The organism is Streptomyces caniferus (assembly GCF_009811555.1).
Classification (GTDB): domain Bacteria; phylum Actinomycetota; class Actinomycetes; order Streptomycetales; family Streptomycetaceae; genus Streptomyces; species Streptomyces caniferus.
Window position 1 is genome coordinate 2,583,076 of sequence record NZ_BLIN01000005.1, and the last position, 23,555, is coordinate 2,606,630.

A 23,555-nucleotide genomic window follows, 5' to 3' on the forward strand; every position below is an offset into this window, starting at 1 on the left:
GCTTCCCTGCGGGACGGCCCTCGCCCGGCTCGCGTCAGATGAGGGCGGTGGCCTCACCGAGCGTGAGTCCACCGCCTTCGGCGTATGCGTCCGCATAGGCCGCATCGCCCAGCAGCGCCCGCGCGGACGCTTCGGTACGGGCCCGGTCGTCGCGGATGATCCGCGGCGGGACATGGCTGGTCACCCGCAGCGCGTCGTACGCCCCCACGAGGCGCGCCGCGTCCGGCCCCGCGGTCACCCCGCGCACCGCCATCAGCACCCGGGCGCCGGTGAGGAGTTGGACCACCGGGAGGTCCGGCGCGATCATCTGCGTCAGGGAGTCCTGCAGGGTGCCCATGGCCGTCCGGAACCTCGTCAGCAGCTCCTCCTCGCGGTGCCCCTCGTCCAGGTCCAGCGAGACCAGCGAGGCCTCCAGCATCCCGACGAACAGGTCCGGGGCGCGCGGAGTGAAGATCTCGCGCACCGTGTGCAGTTCCTCCCGCGCCTCCTGGAGACGCCCGTCGAGCATCAGCCACATCGCGAGGGTCATCCGCGCGAACGGCTCGGTGTCCCGGCCGCTGTTGCCCTTGACGGCCTCGGCCAGCACCTCGCGCAGCATCCGCTCCCCGGCCTCCGCCTCGCCCTCCTCGATCAGCGCGGCGCCCAGCCGGCAGCGCAGCAGCAGCGTCTGGCCGTGCGCCCCCAGGTTCTCGGCGTGCACCATCGCCGCCCGGTAGTCGCGGGCCGCCAGCGCGTACGCGCCCCGCTTCTCATGGGTTTCGCCGCGTCCCGACAGCGCCTCGGCCGCGCCCCAGGCATCGCCGAGCCGGACGAAGATCCGCAGCCCCTCGTCGGCGTCCCGGGTCGCCTGGGGCAGGCCACGGGGACGGTCGTTGAGGATCTTCGAGCGGAACTGCAGGATGTAGGCGAGCTCCCAGTCGTAGCCGAAGTCGCGGCAGGCCTGGACCGCGCTGTCGACGAGCTCCGCCAGGTCGTCGAACCGCCCGGTGAGCAGCACCCCGTAGTACCACAGCGCGCCGGGCACCTTGCAGGTCTGCGGCATGCCGGGGCGGTAGACGGTGAGCATCACGGCCAGCTCCCTCTGCATCGCCGGATTGCGGAGCGCCTCCATATCGCTGTCCAGGCTGGAGAGCGCGACCAGCCGGACCTCACGGCGGGCCTCCAGCAACTGGTCGGGAGCCATCGGCGGTGGTGTGTCGATGGGTCCGGTGTACAGGTCGGGGGCGGGTTCGGCGTCCGGGCCGAAGGGGCTGGGGCCGAGCGCACCGGCCGCCGTCGCCCAGTGGCGGGCGTCGCTGCGGTGGTCGCGCAGCGACCAGAACCACTGCAGGGACAGCACCAGGCACAGCGCCTCGTGCTCGTCGCGCGCGGCCAGGGCGCGGCGCAGCGCGGTGCGCAGGTTGTCGTGCTCCAGCTCCAGCCGCTCCATGCCGGCCCGCTGGCCGGGGCCGCGCAGCAACGGGTCGGTGGTACGGGCCAGTTCGCGGTAGGCGACGAGGTGGCGGCGCTCGGCGGCCGTCCGCTCCCCCGCTTCGTCCAGCCGCTCACCGGCGTACTCCGCCACCGTCTCCAGCAGCCGGTAGCGCATCTGCCCGCCGGTGCCGGGACCGGCCGCCTCTCCCGCGGGCCCTCGGCCCCGCTCGGGCGGGGCCAGGGGGGACCCCGATGCGCCGGGGAGGCTCCCCGCACCCGGGCGGCCCTCGCCGTACCCCTTGCCGGCCGGTGCCGCCACCACCAGCGATTTGTCGATCAGCGAGCCGAGCAGTCCGGCCACCTCGCGCCCGTCGACGCCGTCGCCGCCGCACACCTCTTCCGCGGCGGCCAGATCGCAGCCGCCGGCGAAGACGGACAACCGGCGCAGCACGGCCCGTTCGGGCTCGTCGGTCAGGTCCCAGGACCAGTCCACGACCGCGCGCAGTGTCTGCTGCCGGGGCAGCAGGGTCCGGCTGCCGCTGGTCAGCAGCCGGAAGCGGTCGTCGAGCCGGTCGGCGAGCTGCCGTGGCGCGAGCAACCGCAGCCGGGCCGCGGCGAGTTCGATGGCGAGCGGCAGCCCGTCCAGCCGCCGGCAGATCTCGGTGCAGGCCGCCGTCGTCTCCTCGTCGGCGTCGACGCGGAAGCCGGGCAGGGCGGCGGCCCCGCGGTCGGCGAGCAGCCGCAGCGCGACGGGGTCGGGCAGCGGCTCGACCGGCCGCAGCACCTCGCCCGGTACGGCCAGCGGTTCCCGGCTGGTGGCCAGCACCGTCACTCCGGGGCAGTCGGCCAGCAGCCGTTCGGCGAGCTCGGCGGCGGCGCCGATCACATGCTCACAGTTGTCGAGGACGAGCAGCATCCGGCGCCCCGCGCAGTGCTCGGCGAGCCGGCCGAGCGGGTCCAGGGCGGTGGGGTCGGCGGCGGCGCGCAGGCCCTCCGCGGTGGTGCCGCGGACCACGGTCTCGCGGGCGCCGAGCGCGGTCAGCACCGCCTCGGGCACGGTCTGCGGATCGTCCACGGGCGCCAGCTCGGCCAGCCATACGCCGTGCGGCCAGGCGTCCGGCCGCGCGGCCGCCGCGGTCTCCGCGCCCTCCTGCGACAGCCGGGTCTTGCCGGCGCCACCGGGGCCCAGCAGGGTCACCAGCCGGTGCTCTGCCAAGTCGGCCCGGATCGCCGCCAGATCGGTGTCCCGCCCGACGAACGAGGTGAGCCGGGCACGGAGGTTGCCGGGGCGGGGGTGCGACGGGGTGAGGAAGGGGGCGGGGACGGCGGTGGGGTGGGCCGTGGGGGCGAGGGCGGCAGGCGGGGGCACAGTGCCGGGGACCTGGGGTGTTCCCGTGCCCGTGCCGTCGTACGGGGCAGGGGCGGTGGCCACGGCTCCGGACGCCGGGTGCGGCGGGGGCGATTGCGGAGGTATCGGGTGCGGCGGCGTCGGCTCCGGCGGCGGGCGGAGCAGTTCCGCGTGCAGGGCGCGCAGTTCCGGGCCCGGGTCCGCGCCGAGGCGGTCGGCGAGGCCGGTGCGTATGTCCTCGTAGGCCGCCAGGGCCTCCGCCGTGCGGCCCGCCGCGCGCAGGGCGCGCAGCCGCAGGGCCTGGAGGGGCTCGTCCAGCGGATGGTCCTGGCACAGCGCGAGCAGGGTGGGCAGCGCCCGGTCGGCCCGGCCCAGGGCGAGGTCGGCGGCGAGGCGGGTGCGCTGGGCGTCCAGATGACGGCTCTCGGCGCGGGCCGCCTCGACGCCCGCGTCGGGCAGATCGGCGAGGGCCGGGCCGCGCCAGAGCGCCAGGGCGTCGTCGAGCAGGGTGGCGGCGCCGGCCGGGTCGGCGGCGCCGAGCGCCCGGCCGCCCTCCGCCGCGAGCCGTTCGAAGCGGTGCAGATCGACGGCGTCGGGCTCGGCGCAGAGCCGGTAGCCGCCGTCGACCGAGGTCACCGCGGCATGCCCCAGGGCCCGGCGCAGCCGGCCGACCAGCGCCTGCAGCGCACCGGCCGCGTCGGCGGGCGGGTCCAGGCCCCAGATGTCGGCGATCAGCATGTCCGGGGACAGGGCCCGGCCGGGGCGCAGCGCGAGGGCGGCGAGCAGCGCGCGCAGGCGTGGTCCGCCGAGCGCGACGGGGGTGCCGTCGGCCCGGTTGGCCTGGGTGGTGCCGAGGATTCCGTAACGCACCGGCCCATTGTCGTGCAAGGCGGGAAGCCCCAGGCACCGAGCGTCGTTTTCCGGTGCACCGGTCCTGGGCAGGGGTCCGTGAACGAGCCCGTCGGCACCTCACCGTGCGCCGGCCGCCGTGACGCGGTTACGGTCATGGCTGCCCCTCACCAGAACCCCGGGAGCCCCGCACCATGACCACAGCAATCCGACGCGCCGACCGCCGCATCAGCCCGGTCTTCCTCGCGCTCGTCGCCGTCATGGCGGTGTCGGGATGGGCCGTGTGGAGCGGAACGCTCGCGGCGCAGACCGGCGTCGCGGTCTTCTCGTTCGTGGTGTCCGGCTGGGTGGTGTCGCTGTGTCTGCATGAGTACGCACATGCCAGGACCGCGCTGCACAGTGGCGACATCTCGGTGGAGGCCAAGGGATATCTGACGCTGAACCCGCTGAAATACACCCATGCGCTGCTCAGCATCGTGCTGCCGGTGATCTTCGTGATCATGGGCGGGATCGGGCTGCCGGGCGGCGCGGTGTTCATCGAGCGCGGCCGGATCAAGGGCCGCTGGCGGCACAGCCTGATCTCGGCGGCCGGGCCGCTGACCAACATCGTGTTCGCGGCGGTGTGCACGGCGCCGTTCTGGCTGCACGGGCTGGCCGGGGTGCCCGTTCCGTTCCGTTGTGCCCTGGCGTTCCTCGCGCTGTTGCAGGTGACCGCCGCGATCCTGAACTTCGTGCCGGTGCCGGGCCTGGACGGCTACGGGGTGATCGAGCCGTGGCTGTCGTACAAGCTGCGGCGGCAGGTGGAACCGTTCGCGCCGTTCGGGCTGCTGGCGGTCTTCGGCCTGCTGTGGGTCCCGGAGATCAACCAGGTCTTCTTCGAGCTGGTGAACACGATCCTGCACGGCCTCGGCGTCTCCTCGCTCGACACCTACCTCGGCCAGGAGTTCTTCCGCTTCTGGCAGGGCGAGCCGCAGCTGCCGCAGAGCGGCGCCCTCTTCTGAGGGGCCGGGCTCGGCCGGTGCCCGCTCCCGGGCCGGGGGCCCGGCCCGCCCGCTCGCGGGTGCCGGACTCAGCCCGCCTGCTGCGCCCGCTGGAGCTTCGCCCTGCGCAGGTAGAACCACGCCATGTTGCTGGAGATGCCCGCCAGCAGGATCCAGACGATGCCGACGAAGCTGCCCTGGACGAACGCGACCACGGCCGCGGCGACGGAGAGGACGCACACGGCGAGGGCCATGAGGGCGAGTCGGCGGGCCGGGCCGGGCGGGGGCAAGAGGGGCATGGGAGCGGCTCCTGTCGGGAGTGGTGCGGTCCTCCCCAGTGTCCCCCATGCCCCGTGTGCACCGGTCGGCGGTCCGGCGGCGGTCGCCGCGGCCGCGGGTGGCGCGGCTCAGACGTCGGTGATCCGCAGCCCCGCGTGCGCCTTGTAGCGCCGGTTGACCGAGATCAGATTGGCGACCAGCGACTCCACCTGGTGGGCGTTGCGCAGCCGGCCGGCGAAGACGCCGCGCATACCGGGGATACGGCCGGCCAGCGCCTGCACCAGGTCGGTGTCGGCACGGGACTCGCCGAGGACCATCACATCGGTGTCGATCTGCTCGGTCTCCGGGTCCTGCAGCAGCACCGCCGACAGGTGGTGGAAGGCGGCGGTGACCCGGGACTCGGGAAGCAGGGCGGCGGCCTGCTCGGCGGCGCTGCCCTCCTCCGGCTTGAGCGCGAAGGCGCCCTTCTTGTCGAAGCCGAGCGGGTTGACGCAGTCGATGACGAGCTTGCCGGCCAGGTCCTCGCGGAGCGCCTGCAGGGTCTTGGCGTGGCCCTCCCACGGCACGGCAACGATCACCACATCGCTGCGCCGGGCGCATGCGGCGTTCTCCGCGCCCTCGATGCCCAGGCCGAGTTCGTCGGCAGCGGTCTGCGCGCGCTCGGCGGCCCGGGAGCCGATGATCACCTTCTGGCCGGCCCGGGCGAGCCGGTAGGCCAGGCCGCGGCCCTGGTCGCCGGTGCCGCCGAGGACGCCGACCACCAGACCGGAGACGTCCGGGAGGTCCCAGGGATCGCGCTTGAGGGCGGCCTTCGCACGGGTCGCGGCGTTCGGGGAGAACCGGGCATCGTCAGGAGTAGTCATGACAGCGATCCTGTCACGCGCCGCCGACGAACCGGTGGGGCCCTCGACAACGAACCGGCCGGAACGTCACCCCGCCCCCGTCGGACCGCCGCCGCGGCTCCGGTCGGACCGCCACCGCACCCCCGTCGAACCGCGGCCGCGGACCGGTCATGCCCGCACGCGCACCGTCACGCCTTCACGCTGCCCTCGGTCAGGCCCGTGCGCCAGTACCGCTGGAGCACCGTCATCAGCACCATCAGCGGCACCACGGACAGAAAGGCCCCGCCCACCGTGTACTGGTAGAGCACCGGTTGGCGGTCGGCGTAGCCGGTCCAGGAGGTCAGGCCCAGCTGGATCGGGTAGAGGTCGGAGTCCGAGAGCATCACCAGCGGCAGGAAGTAGTTGTTCCAGATGTGCACGAACTGGAACAGGAAGACGGTCACCAGCGCCGGGGTCATCAGCCGCAGCCCGATCCCGCCGAAGATCCTGGCCTCCCCCGCGCCGTCGATCCGGGCCGCTTCCAGGAGCGAGTCGGGGACCGCGGCGGCCGCGTAGATCCGGCACAGATAGACGCCGAACGGGCTGACCATGCTGGGGATCAGCACCGCCCAGTAGGTGTTGGACAGCCCCATCGAGCTGAAGAGGAAGTAGAGCGGCAGGGCCAGCGCGGTACCGGGGATCAGCACCCCGGCGAGCACCATGTTGAAGACCGCCTCCCGGCCGCGGAACGGGAACTTGGCCAGCGCATAGCCGGCCGCGGCGGACAGCAAGGTGGCACAGACCGCGCCGATCCCGGCGTAGCAGAGGGAGTTGGCGAACCAGCGGGCGTAGATGCCGTGGTCGTAGGCCAGCACGGCGGTGAGGTAGTCGACCGGGTGCGGGTCGGAGAACCAGAAGCCGAAGGTGCCGAAGAGGTCGGCGCTGTTCTTGGTGGCGGAGACCACCAGCCAGTAGACGGGCACGAGGAAGTAGAGCGCGGCGACGGTCAGCAGCGAGGCGGTGATGATCCGGTAGCGCGCCGGGGGCCGGGTCATCCGCGCCCCTCGGCGCGCCCGCCGGCCAGCCGCAGAAAGCCGAACGACAGCACGCACGCCACCAGCGCGAGCAGTACCGCCTCGGCCGCCGCCACATGTGGGTTGTTGCCGACGAACGCCTCGCTGTAGGCGTGCAGGTTGGGGGTGAAGCCGGAGTCGATGGAGGAGGCCAGCGGGCGCAGCACCATGGGTTCGGCGAACAACTGGAGGGTGCCGATGATGCTGAAGACACCGGTGAGCACGAGCGCCGGCCGGATCAGCGGGAGCTTGACGTGCCGCGCGACCTGCCAGGCGTTCGCCCCGTCGATCCGTGCCGCCTCGTACAACTCCCCCGGTACGGCCTTGAGCTGGGCGATCAGCACCAGCATGTTGTAGCCGGTGAACTGCCAGGTGACGATGTTGGCGAGGGACCACAGGACGGTGCCGCGGGAGAGGAAGTCGACGTGCCAGCCCACGGATTCGGCGATCTTCACCAGCGGGCTGATACCCGGGACGTAGAGGAACCCCCACAGGATCGAGGCGATCACTCCGGGCACGCCGTACGGCAGGAAGAAGGCGGTGCGGAAGAAGGCGATCCCGCGGGCGCTCGCGCTCTCCAGCAGCAGCGCGAGGGCGGTGGCCAGCACGATCATCAACGGGATCTGGACGGCGCCGAACAGCAGCACCCGGCCGAAGCCGGTCAGGAAACGGTCGTCGGAGAGCGCCTGGGCGTAGTGGGCGAAGCCGGCGAAGGCCTCGTGTTCCCGGCCGAGGCCGAGCGGGCCGGTGCGCTCGGTCTTCTGCAGGCTCTGGTGGAGGGCGTAGCCGAGCGGGGCGAGGAAGCAGAGGCCGAAGAGGGCGAGGAACGGCAGGACGAAGGCGGCGGCGGCGCGGGCGTTGCGGGCCTCGGTGCGGCGGGCGCGGCGCGGGCGCCCGGCGGTGTCCTTGCGGGTCCGTTTCCGTGCGGCCGGTGCCGGGCGGCTCAGCGTGTCCCGGCTCACCCGCCGCTCTCCACCTTCAGGCCCTTGCCCTTGAGGTCGGCGACGGTCTGGGCCTGCACCTTCGTCAGGACGGAGCGGAACGAGCCGCCGTCCGCGAGCGCATCGGTGAAGGCGTCGCCGAGCCGCTGGTAGAGGGTGTCCACGCCGGGCCCCCACCGCCAGCTGGTGTCCACATGCGCCCCGGCATCCGCGAAGACCCTGCTGTAGGCCTGGCCGCCGAAGAAGTCCTTGTCGACGTCGAGGTCGGTCGTGGCGTAGCCCTTCTTGGCGCTGGGGAAGCCATAGCCGCCGTCGATCAGCAGCCCGATCGATTCGGGGGCGGTGTTGAGCCAGACGGCGAAGTCCAGGGCGTCCTTGGGGTAGCGGGCCTTGGCGAAGACGGCGGTGGTCGAGCCGCCCCAGTTGGCGAAGGCCTGCTCGCCCGCCTTCCACTGCGGCAGCGGCGCGGCCCGCCACTTCCCCTTGGTGCCGGGCGCGTTGCCGACCAGCAGGGCATCGCCCCAACTGGCGCCCACCCAGGCCGGGATGGCGCCGGTCTGCAGATCCTTGTACCAGGCGTTCTGCCGGTCCGGGATGGTCTTGACGAGCTTCTGCCCGACGAGGGATTCCCAGTAGTCGGCGACCTTGCGGGTGGGTTCGTCGTCGATGTGCACGAGCCAGGTGTCGCCGTCCGTCCCGTACCACTTGGCACCGGCCTGCCAGGCGAGGCCGGCGAAGCGGTTGCCGTTGGTGGGGGCGAAGGTCTCGATCCAGGCGCCCTTCTTGCGGACGGCCCTGGCGGCGGTCTCGTACTCGTCCCAGGTCCGCGGGGTGCTCACCTCCCACTTGTCGAAGAGGTCCTGGCGCAGGAACAGGCCCATCGGCCCGGAGGCCTGCGGGACGGCGTAGACGCCCTTGCCGAAGACGGACTGCTGCCACTGCCAGCCGAAGAACCTGTTCTTGTGGCGGGCGACGCCGAGCGGGGCGAGGTCGAGCAGTCCGTCGTCGAGCAGGAAGCCGGGGAGGACGGGGAATTCGATCTGGCCCAGGTCGGGCGGGTTGCCGGCCTTGATGGCGGCGTGCATCTTCGCGTACTGCTGGCCGTTGACGGCCGACACCTTCTCGACCTTGACCTGCACGTCGGGGTGCTTGCGGTTCCAGAGGTCGACGGGCTTGTCGATGCCCGGCACCCAGGACCAGAAGGTCAGCTGGATCTTCTGCCCCTTCTTGCGCTCCCGGGGCGCGTCGCCGTCGCCGTCCCCGCTGTCGCTACAGCCGGCGAGTGCCCAGCCGGCGGCGACGGCGGCCGCCCCGCCCAGGACCGTTCTGCGGTGCATGGGGCTGTTGGTCATGTCGGCTCCTCCACGGGGATGCGGCGGAAGGGGATCGTCGAGTACCTGCGGAAGCCGTCCGTCCTGTGGCGCGGCCGGGCGCGTACCGGCCGGGGGTGCGGAAGGGCGGAGCCGACGGCCGGGAGCCACGGGGCGGTGGGGGCGCGCTCCGCCGGGCCGGGCCGCCGTCGCGGCTGGTGGGCAGGGGTATCGGGGCGCGGGGGTCTCGGGGCGCGGGCGGACGGTGCGCGGGGCCGGGGCCGGTGTGTCCTGCGGGCCCGGCCCAGTACGGCTCGGAGCTCTCGTACGCCATGGGTCACCCCCAATGGGCAAGGACGTAGGACGTCCCTTGTCCTGCGGCGACCATAGGGAGTGCCCAACTGACCGTCAAGGCACCGCACATGGCGCATTTCGTGTCGGCGACGACACCACCGACAGAGGGTGACATCCCGGTGAACGCGGGCGGCGGCGCCCGGCCCGGCGCCCTTCCGTCACTGCTCGGTCAGCCGGCGCCGGATGCCGTCGAAATGCCGGTGCATCGCCTCCACGGCGCGGTCGCCGTCCCCCGCCTCCAACGCGTCGACGATCTCCTGGTGCTGGCGATGTGTCACCTCGGGATCGGGGCCGTCGTCGAAGAGGTCCTCGCGCACCCGGCGCAGCGCCGCCCAGAACGCGTCCAGCACCTCGCTCAGCAGGTGGTTGCCCATCGAGCGGTACAGGGCGAGGTGAAAGGCCCGGTCGGTGGCGCTCTGCACCTGCCCGCCGCGCGCCTCCTCCGCCATCCGCTGCACCAGCCCCTTGAGGACGGCGAGGTCCTCGGCGGGCAGATTGCGGGCGACGGTGCCGATCAGGCCCGCCTCCAGTGCCTCGCGGACCTCCATCAGCTCGTACAGGCTGGACTCGCCCTGGTGGTGGCGGACCGCGGCGCGGAAGGCGACCCCCTCGACGAACGGCTCCAGGGTGAGCGGACCGACGTAGGTGCCGAAGCCGTGCCGGATCTCCACGATGCGCATCGCCTGGAGCGCCTTGAGCGCCTCGCGCACCGAGTTGCGGCTGACGTCGAGCAGGCCGACCAGTTCGGCCTCGGTGGGCAGCGGATCGCCCGGCGTCAGCCCGCGCTGCAGGATCAACTGCTTGATCTGCGCCTGCACATCCTCGGCCATCGTCCCTCGCGCCATGGAAACTCCCTCTCCCGCTCCCGCGCCTGCCACGCCGCCGGCCTCTCCGCCACCACCCCCGCAGGGCCGCGGATCCTTGACCGACCGCCTGTGAACAGGTCTATTGTGCTCAACATAGGACATGGGATGTCCTATGTCGGACTCGGAGACCCCGGAGCCCCCATGGCACTGCCCGCCCCCCTGCACGGCGTCATCCCGCCGGTCTGCACCCCGCTCGGCCCGCACGGCGAGATCGACACCGCCTCGCTGACCCGCCTGGTGCACCACCTCGTCGACGGCGGCGTCCACGGCCTGTTCGCGCTCGGCTCCACCAGCGAGGTCGCCTACCTCACCGACGCCCAGCGCGGCACCGCCCTGGAAACCGTCCTCAAGGCCGCGGACGGCAGGGTCCCGGTGCTCGCCGGAGTCATCGACACCACCACCCCGCGGGTGCTCGACCACGCCCGGACCGCCGCCGCCCTCGGCGCCGACGCCCTGGTCGCCACCGCCCCCTTCTACACCCGCACCCACCCCCGGGAGGTCGCCGCGCACTTCCGCCACCTGCGCACGGCCGTGGACCTCCCGCTGTTCGCCTACGACATCCCGGTCGCCGTGCACAGCAAGCTGTCCCCGCCGCTGGTGCGGGAGCTGGCCGAGGACGGCACGCTCGCCGGGCTCAAGGACAGCAGCGGCGACGAGGGCTCGCTGCGCCGCCTGCTCGTCGCCCTCGGCGGCCGCACCGCCCGGCGCACCGGCCCCGCCCCCGGTTTCTCGGTCCTCACCGGCTCCGAACTGACCGTGGACGCCGCCCTGCTGGCGGGCGCCGACGGCGTCGTCCCCGGCATCGGCAACGTCGACCCGGCGGCCTATGTCCGCCTCTACGACGCCGCCCGGGCCGGCGACTGGGAACAGGCGGCCGCCGAACAGGAACGTCTGGTCGCCCTGTTCTCCATGGTCGACGTCGGCCCCGAGCCCGAGATGGGCCGCAGCTCCTCGGCGCTGGGCGCGTTCAAGGCCGCGCTCCACCTCCTCGGCGTGATCGACCGGGGAACCACCGCCGTTCCACAACGCCCGCTGAGCGAGGAAGCCGTGGCGGAGGTGGGACGTCGGCTCACCGCGGCCGGCCTACAGCCCGTCCGGTAGGACCTCGCGGCGCGGCGACGGACCGCGGTGGCACTTCCGCCCCTCCCTTCTCCACCGCCCCACATCCCGTACGGGTGACACCCGCGGAAACCGCCACCGGACGGTGCCGCGCCGCGGCAGGATGCCGGGCCATGGATGCCGTACGGGTCGCCCTGCTGCGCGAAGTTCTCACCGGGACCGAGTGGGTCGCGGCCACCCGCCGCTTCGCGGGGACGCTGCGCGGCGCCGTCACCCCGCACGGCGGGGGGCTGCTGCTGGTGGGCAGCGCCGAGTACGAGCCGTGGCACCTGGCCGCCCATCTCGACGACGAGGCCGCCTGGTCGGGCCTGCCCGAGCTGTCGCCGACCCTGGTGCGCCACCGCGTTCCCGGTGGCGCACCGGCCCATCTGGCGGTGGGGCTCGGCCGGTTGGCGGCGGCCGGGCGCGGCGAGACGCTGCTGGTCGTGACGCCGGAGCAGCCGGGCGCCGGACTGCTGGAGCGGGTGCACGACGCGCGCCGCAACGGCGCGACGGTGCTCGCCCTGGACGGCGGCGACCGCGATCTGCACGCCCTGGCGCACGACGCGCTCGCCGCGCCTCCGGACTCGCCGGAGGGCACGGACGGGACACCGTCCGACCTCGACCTCGACACGGTTCAGCATCTGGTGAGCGCCGCCGCCGGCGAGAACAGCCTGCCCGCGCCCCGCGGACACCGCCGCTTCCGCGACCGGCTGGCCCGCCTCGCGGACGGGCTGACCGCCCCGCCGCCGCCTCGCTGGTAACCCCGTGAGGCCGCACCGCCGGCCGCCCAAAACCCTTTGCGCCGACCCGTGCCGGTGCGCACGATGGTGCCTCGTGACCTCGGACAGCGCCCCCCTTTCGACGCCTGCGCCCGCTTCCTCCGCACCGCCCGCTTCGCCCGCCTCGCCTGCCTCGACCGGCTCCTCCCCCGCACCCCCACGACGCCCCGCCCGCCGGCGCCTCTCCGCGCTGCTGCCGGATCCGGCGCCCTGGCGCTCCTCCCGCGACTTCCGGCTGATGTGGTGTGCGGGCGTGATCACGGTCTTCGGCAGCTCGCTGTCGTTCGTGGCCCTGCCGCTCCAGCTGAAGATGCTGACCGGCTCCACGCTCGCGGTCGGGGCGCTGGGTGCGGTGGAGCTGGTCCCGATGATCGTCTTCGGTCTCTACGGCGGGGCGCTCGCGGACTCCTTCGACCGCCGCCGGCTGGTCCTGTGGACCGAGGCCGCGCTCGGCCTGGTCGCCGTGCTCCTGCTGCTCAACTGCCTGCTGCCGCACCCGATGGTGTGGCCGCTGTACGCGGCCGCCGCGGCCACCAGCGCGCTGACCGGTCTGCAGCGCCCGGCCCTCGACGCGATCGTGCCGCGGATCGTCCCGCACGACCAGCTCGCCGCGGCCGCCGCCCTCAACGCGCTGCGCTGGCAGATCGGCGCGATCGCCGGGCCCGCGCTGGCCGGCGGACTGCTGGCCTTCGCCGGGCTGCGCTGGGCCTACGCCGTCGACGCAGCCACCTTCGCCGTCTCGCTGCTGCTCGCCCGGAAACTGGCGCCGCAGCCCGCCTCGCACGACGCCGAGAAACCGTCGCTGCGCGCGATCGCCGAGGGCGCGCGCTACGCCTGGAGCCGTAAGGAGCTGCTCGGCACCTACGCCATCGACGCCCTCGCGATGCTGTTCGCCTTCCCGCTGGCGATCTTCCCGTTCCTCGCCGACGACCTCGACGCGCCCTGGGCGCTGGGGCTGATGTACGCGGCGCTGCCGGCCGGCTCCTTCCTGGTGAGCCTGACCAGCGGCTGGACCTCGCGGATCCACCGGCAGGGCCGCGCGATCGTGCTCGCCGCCGCGGGCTGGGGGCTGGCGGTGGCCGCCGCCGGGCTGCTGCACCACGTCTGGCTGGTGCTGCTCCTGCTGACCCTGGCCGGTGCGTGCGACATGATCAGCGGCATCTTCCGCTCGGCGATGTGGAACCAGACCATCCCCGACGAGCTGCGCGGGCGGCTGGCCGGTATCGAGCTGCTGTCGTACTCGGCGGGCCCGCAGCTGGGCCAGGTCCGGATCGGCGGCATGGCGGCCCTGACGAGCGTACGGGCGTCGGTGGCGTGGGGCGGTCTGCTGTGTTTCGCCGGGGTCGGGCTGCTGGCACTCGGACTGCCGAAGCTGATGGCGTACGACGCCAGGACGGATGTGCATGCCCGGCGGATGCGGGAGCACCGGACCGCCGCCGGGACCCATGGCGCGAGCGGGCCCCCTGGCGGGGACGAGACCCACCGCGGGGACGAGGACCACCGCGACAACCGTGCGGGGAATTGACGAGGAATTCCCGCGCGCGGGCATTCGGACGACGCGAGCGGACCCCGGCCATTTCGCACACCACGGGCGGCCCTCTTCCCTCCCGGCAAGAAAAGCGAACGCCGCACATTCCGCTCGGCTCCCCGGGATTTCTCTTTACCGCCCGGGGCACCTCAGCGGGACGCGAACGGGCAGTGCGGCGGCGGGATGCGCCTCGGCGCAAGTCCCGTCGGCACCACCGAAAGTGACCGAGGTCACCCCGCAGGCGCTTGAGGGAATTTCTTTGTTTGTTCCGCCGCTTGGATTTCCGGCAACTCCGCATGCTCGACGCCGCATGCGCGTACGCGGGGCGCTATGACGTCATCCTCGACGGCATCCTGGGACCGTGGATGCTCGAACCGTTCCGCGCCACATGCCGGCAGCGCGGCCTCGGCCTCTCCTACGTCGTCCTGCGACCGAGCCTGGACGTGGCCCTCGCACGGGCGGCCCGACGCGAGGGCCGGCACCTGAAGGACATCGAACGGCTCACCGGCCTGTACGGGGCGTTCGAAGACCTCGGGGCGCTGGAGAGCCATGTGGTCGATTCGAGCGCCCAGTCCGCGGCGGAGACCGCCGCGGAGATCACCGCGGGGCTGTGGGCGGGCCGGTTCGCCACGGGCGCCGCTCCCCGGCCGGACTCCCCCGCCGCCCGAGCGGACTCCGCCCCGCCGCCCTCCTCACCCGGCCCGCAGAACGGTCCGCGGGGCGTTTCCTAGGCCCCGCCGCTCTTCCCCCGGTCCGGGTCGTCGTGCCACTTCGGGTCGGTCTCCCACTCCTCGTTGCGCTCGCGGGCGGTCTCCATGGCGTGCCGGGCCTCCTCGCGGGTGCCGTACGGGCCGAGGCGGTCGGCGGCGCGGCACTGGGGCCCCTCCTCGACCGTCCGGTGCTCGAGGCAGTAGAACCACTCGCCGGGCTTGCCGACCGTACGCCTCTTGAACAGCGCCATTACCGCCTCCTGTGGGTGTTTCCGTGCCCTCATCCTGCCCGACGGCCCGCGGATACACTCGCTGGCATGTCTGGCCAGTCGCTTCTTGTCCCGGGGAAGATCTCCCCCACCCGCCCCGTCCCCGCCTCGATCCCGCGTCCGGAGTACGTCGGGAAGGACGCGCCCACCCCGTACACGGGGCCCGAGGTGCAGGATGCCGAAACGATCGAGCGGATGCGGATCGCCGGCCGGATCGCCGCGCAGGCGATGGAGGAGGCCGCCAAGCTGATCGCTCCCGGTGTGACGACCGATGAACTGGACCGGGTCGCCCATGAGTTCATGTGCGACCACGGCGCCTACCCGTCCACGCTCGGCTACCGCGGCTTCCCCAAGTCCCTGTGCTCCTCGCTCAACGAGGTCATCTGCCACGGCATCCCGGACTCCACCGTCCTCAAGGACGGCGACATCGTGAACCTCGACGTCACCGCGTACCTCAATGGTGTGCACGGCGACAACAACGCCACCTATCTGTGCGGCGAGGTGGACGAGGAGTCCCGGCTGCTGGTGGAGCGGACCCGCGAGGCGCTCAACCGCGCGATCAAGGCCGTCAAGCCGGGCCGGCAGATCAACATCATCGGCCGGGTCATCGAGTCGTACGCCAAGCGGTTCGGCTACGGAGTGGTTCGTGACTTCACCGGTCACGGCATCAACTCCTCCTTCCACTCCGGCCTGATCGTTCCGCACTACGACAGCCCCCACCACACCACCGACATCAAGCCCGGCATGACCTTCACGATCGAGCCGATGCTGACGCTGGGGTCGTACGACTACGACATGTGGGACGACGGCTGGACCGTGGTGACCAAGGACCGCAAGCGGACCGCGCAGTTCGAGCACACGCTGGTGGTCACGGACACCGGGGCCGAGATCCTCACGCTGCCCTGACGGGAGCGGGGAGACTTTACCGACAGGGCGTCGGGAACAGGCGTAGGCTCGATACCGACAGGACGTCGGGAACGGGTTGACTTAGGCAAGCCTAAGCAGTTGGGTGAGCCAGGGTCGGCGGCTCCGCGGAGCCGGCCTGTTCCCGTCCTCCCCCAAGCTCTCGAATCCGAGCAGGGGGGACCCCCACCCTCGGTCCCCGGAGGTCCGTCTTGGAAGCGTCCAGCCCGACCCCGCCCGCTTCGCCCGCCCCCTCCGCTCCGTTCTCCACGGTCATCCGCGCCGCGTCCCACGAGCAGCACACGGAGGCCGAGAACTCCTCCTTCATGAGCGATCTCCTCGGCGGCCGGCTCGGCGTCCGGGCCTACCGGCGCTACACCGAGCAGCTGTGGTTCGTCTACCGCGCACTGGAGGAGGCCTCCGCGCCCCTGGCCGCCGACCCGGTCGCGGGCCCCTTCATCCGCCACGAGCTGGCCCGCACCGCCGCGCTGGAGCGCGACCTCGCCCATCTCGGCGGCCCGTCCTGGCGCACCGGCCTGGAGCCGCTCGCGGCCACCGCCGCCTATGCCGGCCGGGTCACGGCCTGCACCCGCGACTGGCCGGCCCGGCTTCGTCGCCCACCACTACACCCGCTACCTAGGCGACCTGTCGGGCGGCCAGATCATCCGCGGGACCGCCGAGAAGACCTGGGGCTTCGCCCGCAAGGGCGACGGTGTGCGGTTCTACGTCTTCGAGGGCATCGCCAACCCGGCCGCCTTCAAGCGCGAGTACCGGGCGCTGCTGGACGCCCTGCCGGTGGACGAGCTGGAGAAGCAGCGGGTGGTCGACGAATGCAAGCGTGCGTTCCGGCTGAACAGCGCGGTCTTCCGGGAGTTGGGCGAGCAGTTCCCGCTGAGCGCGTAGCGGCCGCCCCGTCATAGGCGACGGCCGTCCCCGCCCGGCCGCCCCGCCCGCCGTCCGGCCGTGCGCTACGGCGCGGCGGGGCACACCCGGCCGCCGACGGCGACGGTGCCGTCCGGATACGGACGGGTGAGGATCCGGGAGCCGGTGCCCTGCCGGATGTCGAGCGGGCGCCCCAGCTCGTGGGTCAGCAGCAGGGCGGCGGCGCCGGTCGCCTCGTCCTCCACGATGGCCCCGGTGCGAGCACCGGCTCCACTGGAGCGGCTGACGCCGCGCTCATCGATGCGCCGCGGGAAGGCGCGTGCCCGGACCACGCCCGCCGCCTCGTCCTGCCAGGCCCAGGCGTAGAGCCAGCCCTCTCCCGGCGGCGGCGCGGGCAGCGCGTCGACCTCGGCCGCCGAGGCGTACCGCCGGGTCGTCCGGGCGGTCACCCATTCCGCGCGCCCCCGCACCCAGACGATGTCCCCCTCGAAGCGGACCGCGACCTCCCCGGCCTCCGGGCGCAGGGTGCGCGGCGGCCGTCCCAGGCTCCGCAGCAGCCAGGCCAGGCCGACCAACGGGTGCCCGGCGAACGGGAGCCGGACGCTCGGGGTGTGGATGTCCACGGTGCCGCGGTCGGCGTCGTCGAGGAACACGGTCTCGCTGAAGCCGAGTTCGGCCGCGAGGGCGGCCCGCTCGGCGGCGCCGGGGACCGCCGCCCCGTCGCGGACGACGCCCAGCACATTGCCTCCGGCCCCGTCGGGTCCGCAGAAGACCCGGAGCACATCGAGTTCGGTCATCCGGACAGTGAACCGCAGGGCCCGGCGGCGGGCGGGCGGCGGGGGCGCCGACGCGAGACCCGCGAAGGGGGGCGGGGTGGAGGGTGCCCGACCGTCCGCGGGCCCGGAAATGCACCTGTCACCACTCGTCGCGCAGCATGACCCTTACCTTGACCGCCGCATGACGCTTTCGTGACCGGCCACGTGTCAATCCGTGATCGAGCCGTTGTCCATGAGAGCGGGATCACTGGACTGGGCGGGAAAAACTAGGTAAGCCTCAGATAAGTTAGGGCCGCCTTAGTGGCGACCGCACCGACTCTCTATCGTTCCTGTACGTCGATTCCGTACCACCGAGCCCGCCTGGAGCCCTGTATGCGAGCCCACCGCTCGTCCGTCGTCGCCGCCCTCGCGGCGGTCACGGCCGTCACCGCCGTCGCCGGCTGCGCCGCGAAGAACGACGGCAAGGAAGGCGGCGGCAAGGGCGCCATCGAGGTGACCGCGACCGACTCCAGCTGTGAGCTCTCCGCCAAGGAATTCCCTGCCGGACATGTCCGGTTCGCGGTGCAGAACAAGGGCTCCAAGGTCACCGAGGTCTACGTCTACGCCGCCGGCGACCGGATCGTGACCGAGCGGGAGAACATCGGCCCCGGCACCAAGGCGGAGATCACCGCGGAGATCAAGGCCGGTTCGTACGAGGTCGCCTGCAAGCCCGGCATGAAGGGCGACGGCATCCGGCAGAAGGTGACCGCCAGCGGCAAGGGCGCGGCCAAGCGCGACCCGAAGCTGGACGCCGCGGTCGCCGCGTACCGCAGTTACGTCCAGGAGCAGGCCGACCAGACGCTGCCGGAGGCGCAGAAGTTCGCCGACGCGGTCAAGGACGGCGATGTCGAGGCCGCCAAGAAGGCCTACGCGCTCTCCCGGGTGGGCTGGGAGCGCACCGAGCCGGTCGCCGAGTCGTTCGGTGACATCGACCCCAAGGTCGATGTGCGCGCCGACGGTGTGGAGAAGGGCCAGGAGTGGACCGGCTGGCACAAGCTGGAGAAGTCCCTGTGGGAGGAGAAGAAGATCTCCGGGGACGACAAGAAGCTCGCCGACCGGCTCATCACCGACCTGAAGGACTGGCAGAAGCGGGTCGGGAAGGCCGAGATCACCCCGACCAGCATGGCGAACGGCGCCAAGGAGCTGCTCGACGAGGTGGCCACCGGCAAGGTCACCGGTGAGGAAGAGCGCTACAGCCACACCGACCTGGTCGACTTCCAGGGCAACGTGGAGGGCGCGCAGAAGGCGTACGAGCTGCTCAAGCCGGTCGTCGGCAAGAACGACCCGGCGCTCGCCAAGGAGCTGGACAAGCAGTTCAAGGCGATCCGCACGCTGCTCGACGACCACCGCGACAGCAAGTCCGCCGACGGCTTCGCCTCGTACGACACGGTCGGCAAGGGCGAGCGCAAGAAGCTCTCCGACGGCGTCAACGCGCTGGCCGAGCCGCTGTCCAAGCTGGCCGCCGCCGTGGCCACCACCAAGTAGTCCGCCGCCAGGCAAAGGATCACGATGACGCAGGACGACGGCACGACCACCGAGGACGACAAGACCGCGCAGACCGCCGAGGGCAGCGCCCCCTCCCGGCGCTCCCTGCTCGGCTGGGGAGGCGCGGGGCTGGCGCTGGGCGCGGTCGCGGCCGGCGGCACGGCGGCGGCGCTGCGCACCGGCGGCGACGCCCAGCCGGCCGGCGCGGACGCGACCTCGCGCTCCGCGGTCGCCTTCCACGGCACGCACCAGGCGGGCATCGCCACCGCGGTCCAGGACCGGCTGCACTTCGCCTCGTTCGACGTCACCACCGACGACCGCGACGAGCTGATCGCGCTGCTCAAGGAGTGGACGAAGGCGGCGGCGCGGATGACGGCCGGGGACACGGTCGGCGACGGCGCGGTCGGCGGGCTCGCGGAGGCGCCGCCGGACGACACCGGCGAGGCGCTCGGGCTGCCGCCGTCCCGGCTCACCCTCACCTTCGGGATCGGCCCGACGCTGTTCGAGAAGGACGGCAAGGACCGGTTCGGCATCAAGGCCCGGCGGCCCGATGCCCTGATCGACCTGCCGCAGTTCCCCGGCGACAACCTCGACAAGACGCGCAGCGGCGGCGATCTGTGCGTCCAGGCCTGTGCGGACGATCCGCAGGTGGCGGTGCACGCGATCCGCAACCTGGCCCGGATCGGCTTCGGCAAGGTCGCCATCCGCTGGTCGCAGCTGGGCTTCGGCAAGACGTCCTCGACGACGCCGGACGCGCAGACCCCGCGCAACATGTTCGGCTTCAAGGACGGCACCCACAACCTCGCCGGTACCGACTCCGCCGCGCTCGACAAGCACGTCTGGGTCGCCGACGGCGCGGCGAAGGGCAAGGAGAGCTGGATGGCCGGCGGCTCCTACCTCGTCGCCCGCCGGATCCGGATGCACATCGAGACCTGGGACCGCACCTCGCGCAAGGAGCAGGAGGACATCTTCGGCCGGGACAAGGGCGAGGGTGCTCCGGTGGGCAGGAAGCACGAGCGGGACACCCCGCACCTGAAGTCGATGCTGCCGACCGCCCATGTCCGCCTCGCGCACCCGGACTCCAACGGCGGGATACGCATCCTGCGCCGCGGCTACTCCTTCACCGACGGTACGGACGGCCTGGGGCGGCTGGACGCGGGGCTGTTCTTCCTCGCCTACCAGCGCGACGTCCGCCAGGGCTTCGTACCACTGCAGAAGAGGCTGGCGGCCGACGACGCGCTCAACGAGTACATCCAGCACGTGGGTTCCGCGGTCTTCGCGGTGCCGCCGGGCGTCCGCAACGCGGACGACTGGTGGGGCCGGGAGCTGTTCGCCTGACATCCGTCGGCGCCGCACCAAGGGCGTCGACCCCATGAAAGAAGGGAAGGAACCGACGTGTTCGGCAACTACCTGATCGGTTTGCGCGAGGGCCTGGAAGCCAGCCTCGTCGTCTGCATCCTCATCGCCTATCTGGTCAAGACCGGGAGGCGGGAGGCGCTGCGCCCGGTCTGGCTCGGGATCACGCTCGCCGTGGTGCTGTCGTTCGCGTTCGGTGCGGCGCTGCAATTCGGGTCGCAGACCCTGACGTTCAAGGCCCAGGAAGCGCTGGGCGGGTCGCTGTCGATCATCGCGGTCGGCCTGGTGACGTGGATGGTCTTCTGGATGCGGCGCACCGCGCGGCACCTGAAGAAGGAGCTGCACGGCAAGCTGGACGCGGCGCTGCAGATGGGCACCGTGGCGCTGGTGGTCACCGCGTTCCTGTCGGTGGGCCGCGAGGGCCTGGAGACCGCGCTGTTCATCTGGACCGCCGCGCAGTCCGCCGACGACGGGGTACGGCCGCTGGTCGGGGCGCTGCTGGGCCTGCTGACGGCCGTACTGCTGGGCTGGCTGTTCTACCGCGGTGCGGTGCGGATCAACCTGGCGAAGTTCTTCACCTGGACCGGCGGCATGCTGGTGGTGGTCGCGGCGGGCGTGCTGGCGTACGGCTTCCACGATCTGCAGGAGGCGGACATCCTGCCGGGGCTGGCCTCACAGGCGTTCGACATCAGCGCGCAGATCCCGGTCGACAGCTGGTACGGCACGGTGCTGAAGGGCATCTTCAACTTCCAGCCGGACCCGACCGTCCTCCAGGTCACGGTGTGGGCTCTGTATCTGATCCCCACGCTCCTCTTCTTCTTCGCCCCCGGTAGGGTTGCGCCGAATCGTGCCACCCCGGCGGCCGCCCCGTCCGCCCCGGTCGCCCCGAAGGAGCCCGAGCCCCATGACACGCAGGTCGCCGTTCCGGGTGCCCGCAACACTGACGTCGACAGCGGCGGCGCTGGTGATACTCAGCGGGTGCATGACGGTGCACGGCGAGAGGGAGATGCTGCCGGCGGTGTCGAAGGCTGAGGGCACCAAGGCGCTCACGCACTTCACCAAGAGCTTCAACAAGGCCAACCAGAAGCTCGATCCGGCGCTGAACCCCTCCTTCGAAGGCGGCGCGCTGCTCGCCATCGACCAGGCCGGGATAAAGGCGTCACACGCCCTCCGGCCGCAGGGCAATCCGGACTTCCCGGCCCTGGCCTTCACCGATCCGCACTTCACCGTGCCCAAGCAGGCGGGCTGGCCGAAGTACTTCATCGCGGACGCCGCCAGCAACCGCAAGAACGCCCGTGGCCAGAACACCCGCTGGTTCCTGGTGTTCAGCCGCAACGGCATCGACGAGCAGTGGCGTGCGGTGTATCTGGCGACGTTCGCGAACAACAAGGCGCCGGAGCTGAAGACGGACGGGGACGGCTACGCGGAGGCGGTGCCGGCCGGCGCGAAGTCCGGTCTGGCGGTCGATCCGGGCAAGCTGAGCACCACCTACGCCCACTACCTCAACACCGGCAAGGGCAACACCTTCGCCTCCGGCCCGCAGACCGACGGCTGGCGGGACCGGCGTGCCAAGGACGCCAACAAGCCCGGTCAGCGCATCATGTGGGAGGACTCGGCCGCGAGCTACCCGCCGGTGGCGCTGCGGACGACGGACGGCGGTGCGCTGGTGTTCTTCTCGACCGTCTACCACCAGCAGCAGACGTTGTTCGCCGGGGCGACGATCTCGGTCGGGAGGCTGAAGGGCCTCCTGGACGGGCCGCCGAAGAAGACCAACCGGATGCTCTTCACCACGGTCTCCGGCCAGACGGTCACGGTGCCCGCCAAGAGCGCCGGGGGGAAGGTCGAGGTCCTCAACCGGATCGAGGCGAAGACCGCGGTGAAGCCGATGTAGCCGGCCGGGAAACCGCGCTCGCACAAAGGGCCGTCGGGGTGAACCCGGCGGCCCTTCGGCGTGCGTACGGGGGCGGGCGGAGCGGCTGCGGTCCGCTCAGCGGCCGATCGGCCAGGCCGCCGCCTCGTGGTGGTGCGGCTCGCGGTCGTTGAACTCCGCGCAGGCGTCGGTGAGCGATTCCAGGAGCGTCAGCGGGTCGGGCAGGGCCAGCTCCGGGCCGCGCAGCCAGCTCACCGCGGGCTGTTCACCGGGCAGCGCCGAGGGCGGCAGCAGCGCATAGCTGCCGCGGCAGTGCCAGCGCAGCCCCGGGTGCTCGTCCATGGTCTCGGGGTGGCAGTCCAGCTCGCAGGGCCACCACTCGTCCTCGTCGTCCGGGGTGCCGCGGGTGGCGGTGAAGAAGAGCATCCGGCCGTTGTAGCCGGCGCCGCTGAGGGTGATCGGGCCGACGTCGATGCCCGCGGCGTCCAGCCGTCCCAGCGCGCTGCGGCCCGCCTCGACGGGGACGTCCAGGACGTCGTGGGTGATGCCGGTGGCGGTGATGAAGTTGGCCTGCGGGAGGGTGCGGACCCAGGCGGCGACCTTGTCGCGGTCGGTGGTGGCGACGGTCTGCCAGCCGAAGGAGATGGGGTGGCGGGCGGGGGTGGGACAGCCGATGCGTTCACAGGAACAGCCGTAGCCGGAGGGGTGCGCCGCCGGCGCCACGGGGAAGCCCGCATCGGCCGCCGCCAGCAGCAGGTCCTCGCGGCTGCGCGCAGCCGCTGATCCCGTGTCCGTATCGCCGCCGTCCGATCCGCTCTTCGGCCGGCGCAGCCACTGGGAGAACCTGCTCTTGCGTTCCATCTATCCCCTCACTTCGAGCGGTGGTCTGGGATCAATGCTGCCACCATCCTGCGCCTCGGGTGACCGGTGTGGGGATCCGGGGTGAACGAAGGGCATACCAATACCGGCAATTCAGGTCATCGACGACAGAGTGCCGCGGTCGCACCCGGCCGCCGGGTGCGTTCAGTCGCGTGGCCGCAGTCCGCGCAGCACCTGGTCGACAAGGGTGTCGACATAGTCGTAGGTCAATTCGCCGGTCCGCATCAGCCAGCGCTGTGAGAAGGGACTCAGCACCATCTCCGCGGCGATCCGCACATCGACGTCGGCGGCCACCTCGCCCGCCTCCTGGGCCGCCCGCAGCCGGTCGACATAGACGCTGATACCGGGCTCCAGCAGCCTGGCGACGAAGGTGCGGGAGAGCCCCTCGTCGTTCGCGCCGGCCACCGCGAGGGCGCGGTAGGGCGCCTGGAAGGCCGGGTCGTTGAATTCGTCCGCGGTCGCCCGCAGCACGAACTTCAGGTCCGCTGCCAGGTCACCGGTGTCCGGGAGGCCCGCCGCGTAGTCGTCCACGCCGTCGGTGAAGGCATCCAGCAGGACGGCGGCCTTGGAGGGCCACCAGCGGTAGATCGTCTGCTTGCCGACCCCGGCCCGGGAGGCGATGCCTTCGATCGTGAGCTTGTCGTAACCGACCTCGCCGACGAGGGCGAGGGCGGCATCGAAGATCGCCCGGCGGGAGCGTTCGCTGCGGCGGGAGGAGTCGGGGGCTGCTTTGTCGGCCATACG

21 protein-coding genes and 1 pseudogene are annotated in these 23,555 nt (G+C 72.4%); 11 read left to right on the forward strand and 11 right to left on the reverse strand.

Going from position 1 to position 23,555, the window contains the following annotated elements:
* Positions 1-34: 34 nt before the first annotated feature.
* Positions 35-3,631: an AfsR/SARP family transcriptional regulator gene (locus Scani_RS27885; protein ID WP_159480564.1), complete on the reverse strand. Its 3,597-nt coding sequence runs from the start codon at positions 3,629-3,631 to the stop codon at positions 35-37.
* Positions 3,632-3,804: 173 nt separating this feature from the next.
* Here Scani_RS27885 and Scani_RS27890 point away from each other — a divergent pair, with 173 nt between their 5' ends.
* Positions 3,805-4,611, forward strand: a complete 807-nt coding sequence (locus tag Scani_RS27890) for a site-2 protease family protein (RefSeq protein ID WP_159480565.1) — start codon at positions 3,805-3,807, stop codon at positions 4,609-4,611.
* Positions 4,612-4,679: 68 nt separating this feature from the next.
* On the opposite strand, the gene Scani_RS27895 is transcribed toward Scani_RS27890, so the two are convergent.
* The 6 genes from Scani_RS27895 to Scani_RS27920 form a co-directional block, all read right to left on the reverse strand.
* A complete protein-coding gene (locus Scani_RS27895; RefSeq protein ID WP_159480566.1) occupies positions 4,680-4,889 on the reverse strand; it encodes a hypothetical protein in 210 nt (69 codons plus the stop codon).
* Between the two features lie 108 nt (positions 4,890-4,997).
* Entirely contained in the window at positions 4,998-5,732 is a 735-nt protein-coding gene (gene npdG / locus Scani_RS27900; protein WP_159480567.1) for an NADPH-dependent F420 reductase, read from the reverse strand.
* Between the two features lie 167 nt (positions 5,733-5,899).
* Complete coding sequence (locus Scani_RS27905; RefSeq protein WP_159480568.1) at positions 5,900-6,745, reverse strand: carbohydrate ABC transporter permease; 846 nt, start codon at positions 6,743-6,745, stop codon at positions 5,900-5,902.
* Positions 6,742-7,710 carry a carbohydrate ABC transporter permease gene (locus Scani_RS27910; RefSeq protein ID WP_371872440.1) on the reverse strand — a complete coding sequence of 323 codons (969 nt, stop codon included), beginning with the start codon at positions 7,708-7,710 and terminating at the stop codon, positions 6,742-6,744. The genes Scani_RS27905 and Scani_RS27910 overlap by 4 nt, the downstream gene beginning before the upstream one ends.
* An 11-nt stretch (positions 7,711-7,721) precedes the next feature.
* On the reverse strand, positions 7,722-9,056 hold the full coding sequence (locus Scani_RS27915) for an ABC transporter substrate-binding protein (protein WP_159480570.1): 1,335 nt from the start codon (positions 9,054-9,056) through the stop codon (positions 7,722-7,724).
* Between the two features lie 470 nt (positions 9,057-9,526).
* Complete coding sequence (locus Scani_RS27920; protein WP_159480571.1) at positions 9,527-10,213, reverse strand: FadR/GntR family transcriptional regulator; 687 nt, start codon at positions 10,211-10,213, stop codon at positions 9,527-9,529.
* A gap of 162 nt (positions 10,214-10,375) precedes the next feature.
* Between Scani_RS27920 and Scani_RS27925 the strand changes: the two genes are divergently transcribed.
* From Scani_RS27925 to Scani_RS27940, 4 genes are all read left to right on the forward strand, one after another.
* Entirely contained in the window at positions 10,376-11,335 is a 960-nt protein-coding gene (locus tag Scani_RS27925) for a dihydrodipicolinate synthase family protein (protein WP_159480572.1), read from the forward strand.
* 131 nt (positions 11,336-11,466) lie between these two features.
* Entirely contained in the window at positions 11,467-12,096 is a 630-nt protein-coding gene (locus tag Scani_RS27930) for a hypothetical protein (protein WP_159480573.1), read from the forward strand.
* 256 nt (positions 12,097-12,352) lie between these two features.
* On the forward strand, positions 12,353-13,639 hold the full coding sequence (locus tag Scani_RS27935) for an MFS transporter (RefSeq protein ID WP_159482414.1): 1,287 nt from the start codon (positions 12,353-12,355) through the stop codon (positions 13,637-13,639).
* A 299-nt stretch (positions 13,640-13,938) separates the two neighbouring features.
* Entirely contained in the window at positions 13,939-14,373 is a 435-nt protein-coding gene (locus Scani_RS27940; protein WP_159480574.1) for a hypothetical protein, read from the forward strand.
* Here the strand turns inward: Scani_RS27940 and Scani_RS27945 are convergent.
* On the reverse strand, positions 14,370-14,603 hold the full coding sequence (locus tag Scani_RS27945) for a hypothetical protein (RefSeq protein WP_159480575.1): 234 nt from the start codon (positions 14,601-14,603) through the stop codon (positions 14,370-14,372). The genes Scani_RS27940 and Scani_RS27945 overlap by 4 nt on opposite strands.
* Positions 14,604-14,669: 66 nt before the next feature.
* Between Scani_RS27945 and map the strand changes: the two genes are divergently transcribed.
* Complete coding sequence (map, locus tag Scani_RS27950) at positions 14,670-15,527, forward strand: type I methionyl aminopeptidase (RefSeq protein WP_159480576.1); 858 nt, start codon at positions 14,670-14,672, stop codon at positions 15,525-15,527.
* A gap of 209 nt (positions 15,528-15,736) precedes the next feature.
* Positions 15,737-16,427 (forward strand): annotated as a pseudogene (locus Scani_RS27955) (biliverdin-producing heme oxygenase).
* Positions 16,428-16,492: 65 nt separating this feature from the next.
* On the opposite strand, the gene Scani_RS27960 reads toward Scani_RS27955, so the two are convergent.
* Positions 16,493-17,203 (reverse strand): PhzF family phenazine biosynthesis protein, encoded by a 711-nt coding sequence (locus tag Scani_RS27960; protein ID WP_159480577.1) that lies wholly within the window; start codon positions 17,201-17,203, stop codon positions 16,493-16,495.
* A 351-nt stretch (positions 17,204-17,554) separates the two neighbouring features.
* On the opposite strand from Scani_RS27960, the gene efeO reads away from it, so the two are divergent.
* From efeO to Scani_RS27980, 4 genes are read left to right on the forward strand one after another with little or no spacing between them, the layout of a single operon-like run.
* Entirely contained in the window at positions 17,555-18,706 is a 1,152-nt protein-coding gene (gene efeO, locus Scani_RS27965; RefSeq protein WP_159480578.1) for an iron uptake system protein EfeO, read from the forward strand.
* 24 nt (positions 18,707-18,730) lie between these two features.
* On the forward strand, positions 18,731-20,044 hold the full coding sequence (gene efeB, locus Scani_RS27970; protein WP_159480579.1) for an iron uptake transporter deferrochelatase/peroxidase subunit: 1,314 nt from the start codon (positions 18,731-18,733) through the stop codon (positions 20,042-20,044).
* Positions 20,045-20,101: 57 nt separating this feature from the next.
* A complete protein-coding gene (efeU, locus tag Scani_RS27975; protein ID WP_159480580.1) occupies positions 20,102-21,094 on the forward strand; it encodes an iron uptake transporter permease EfeU in 993 nt (330 codons plus the stop codon).
* Positions 21,027-21,953, forward strand: coding sequence for an SCO2278 family lipoprotein (locus Scani_RS27980; protein ID WP_503827400.1), 927 nt, complete (start codon positions 21,027-21,029; stop codon positions 21,951-21,953). The genes efeU and Scani_RS27980 overlap by 68 nt, the downstream gene beginning before the upstream one ends.
* A 96-nt stretch (positions 21,954-22,049) precedes the next feature.
* On the opposite strand, the gene Scani_RS27985 is transcribed toward Scani_RS27980, so the two are convergent.
* Both Scani_RS27985 and Scani_RS27990 read right to left on the reverse strand, forming a co-directional pair.
* The gene (locus Scani_RS27985; RefSeq protein ID WP_159480581.1) at positions 22,050-22,793 is read right to left on the reverse strand and encodes a bifunctional DNA primase/polymerase; all 744 of its coding nucleotides are present in this window, start codon (positions 22,791-22,793) and stop codon (positions 22,050-22,052) included.
* Positions 22,794-22,955: 162 nt separating this feature from the next.
* Positions 22,956-23,552 carry a TetR/AcrR family transcriptional regulator gene (locus tag Scani_RS27990; protein WP_159480582.1) on the reverse strand — a complete coding sequence of 199 codons (597 nt, stop codon included), beginning with the start codon at positions 23,550-23,552 and terminating at the stop codon, positions 22,956-22,958.
* Between the last annotated feature and the right edge of the window lie 3 nt (positions 23,553-23,555).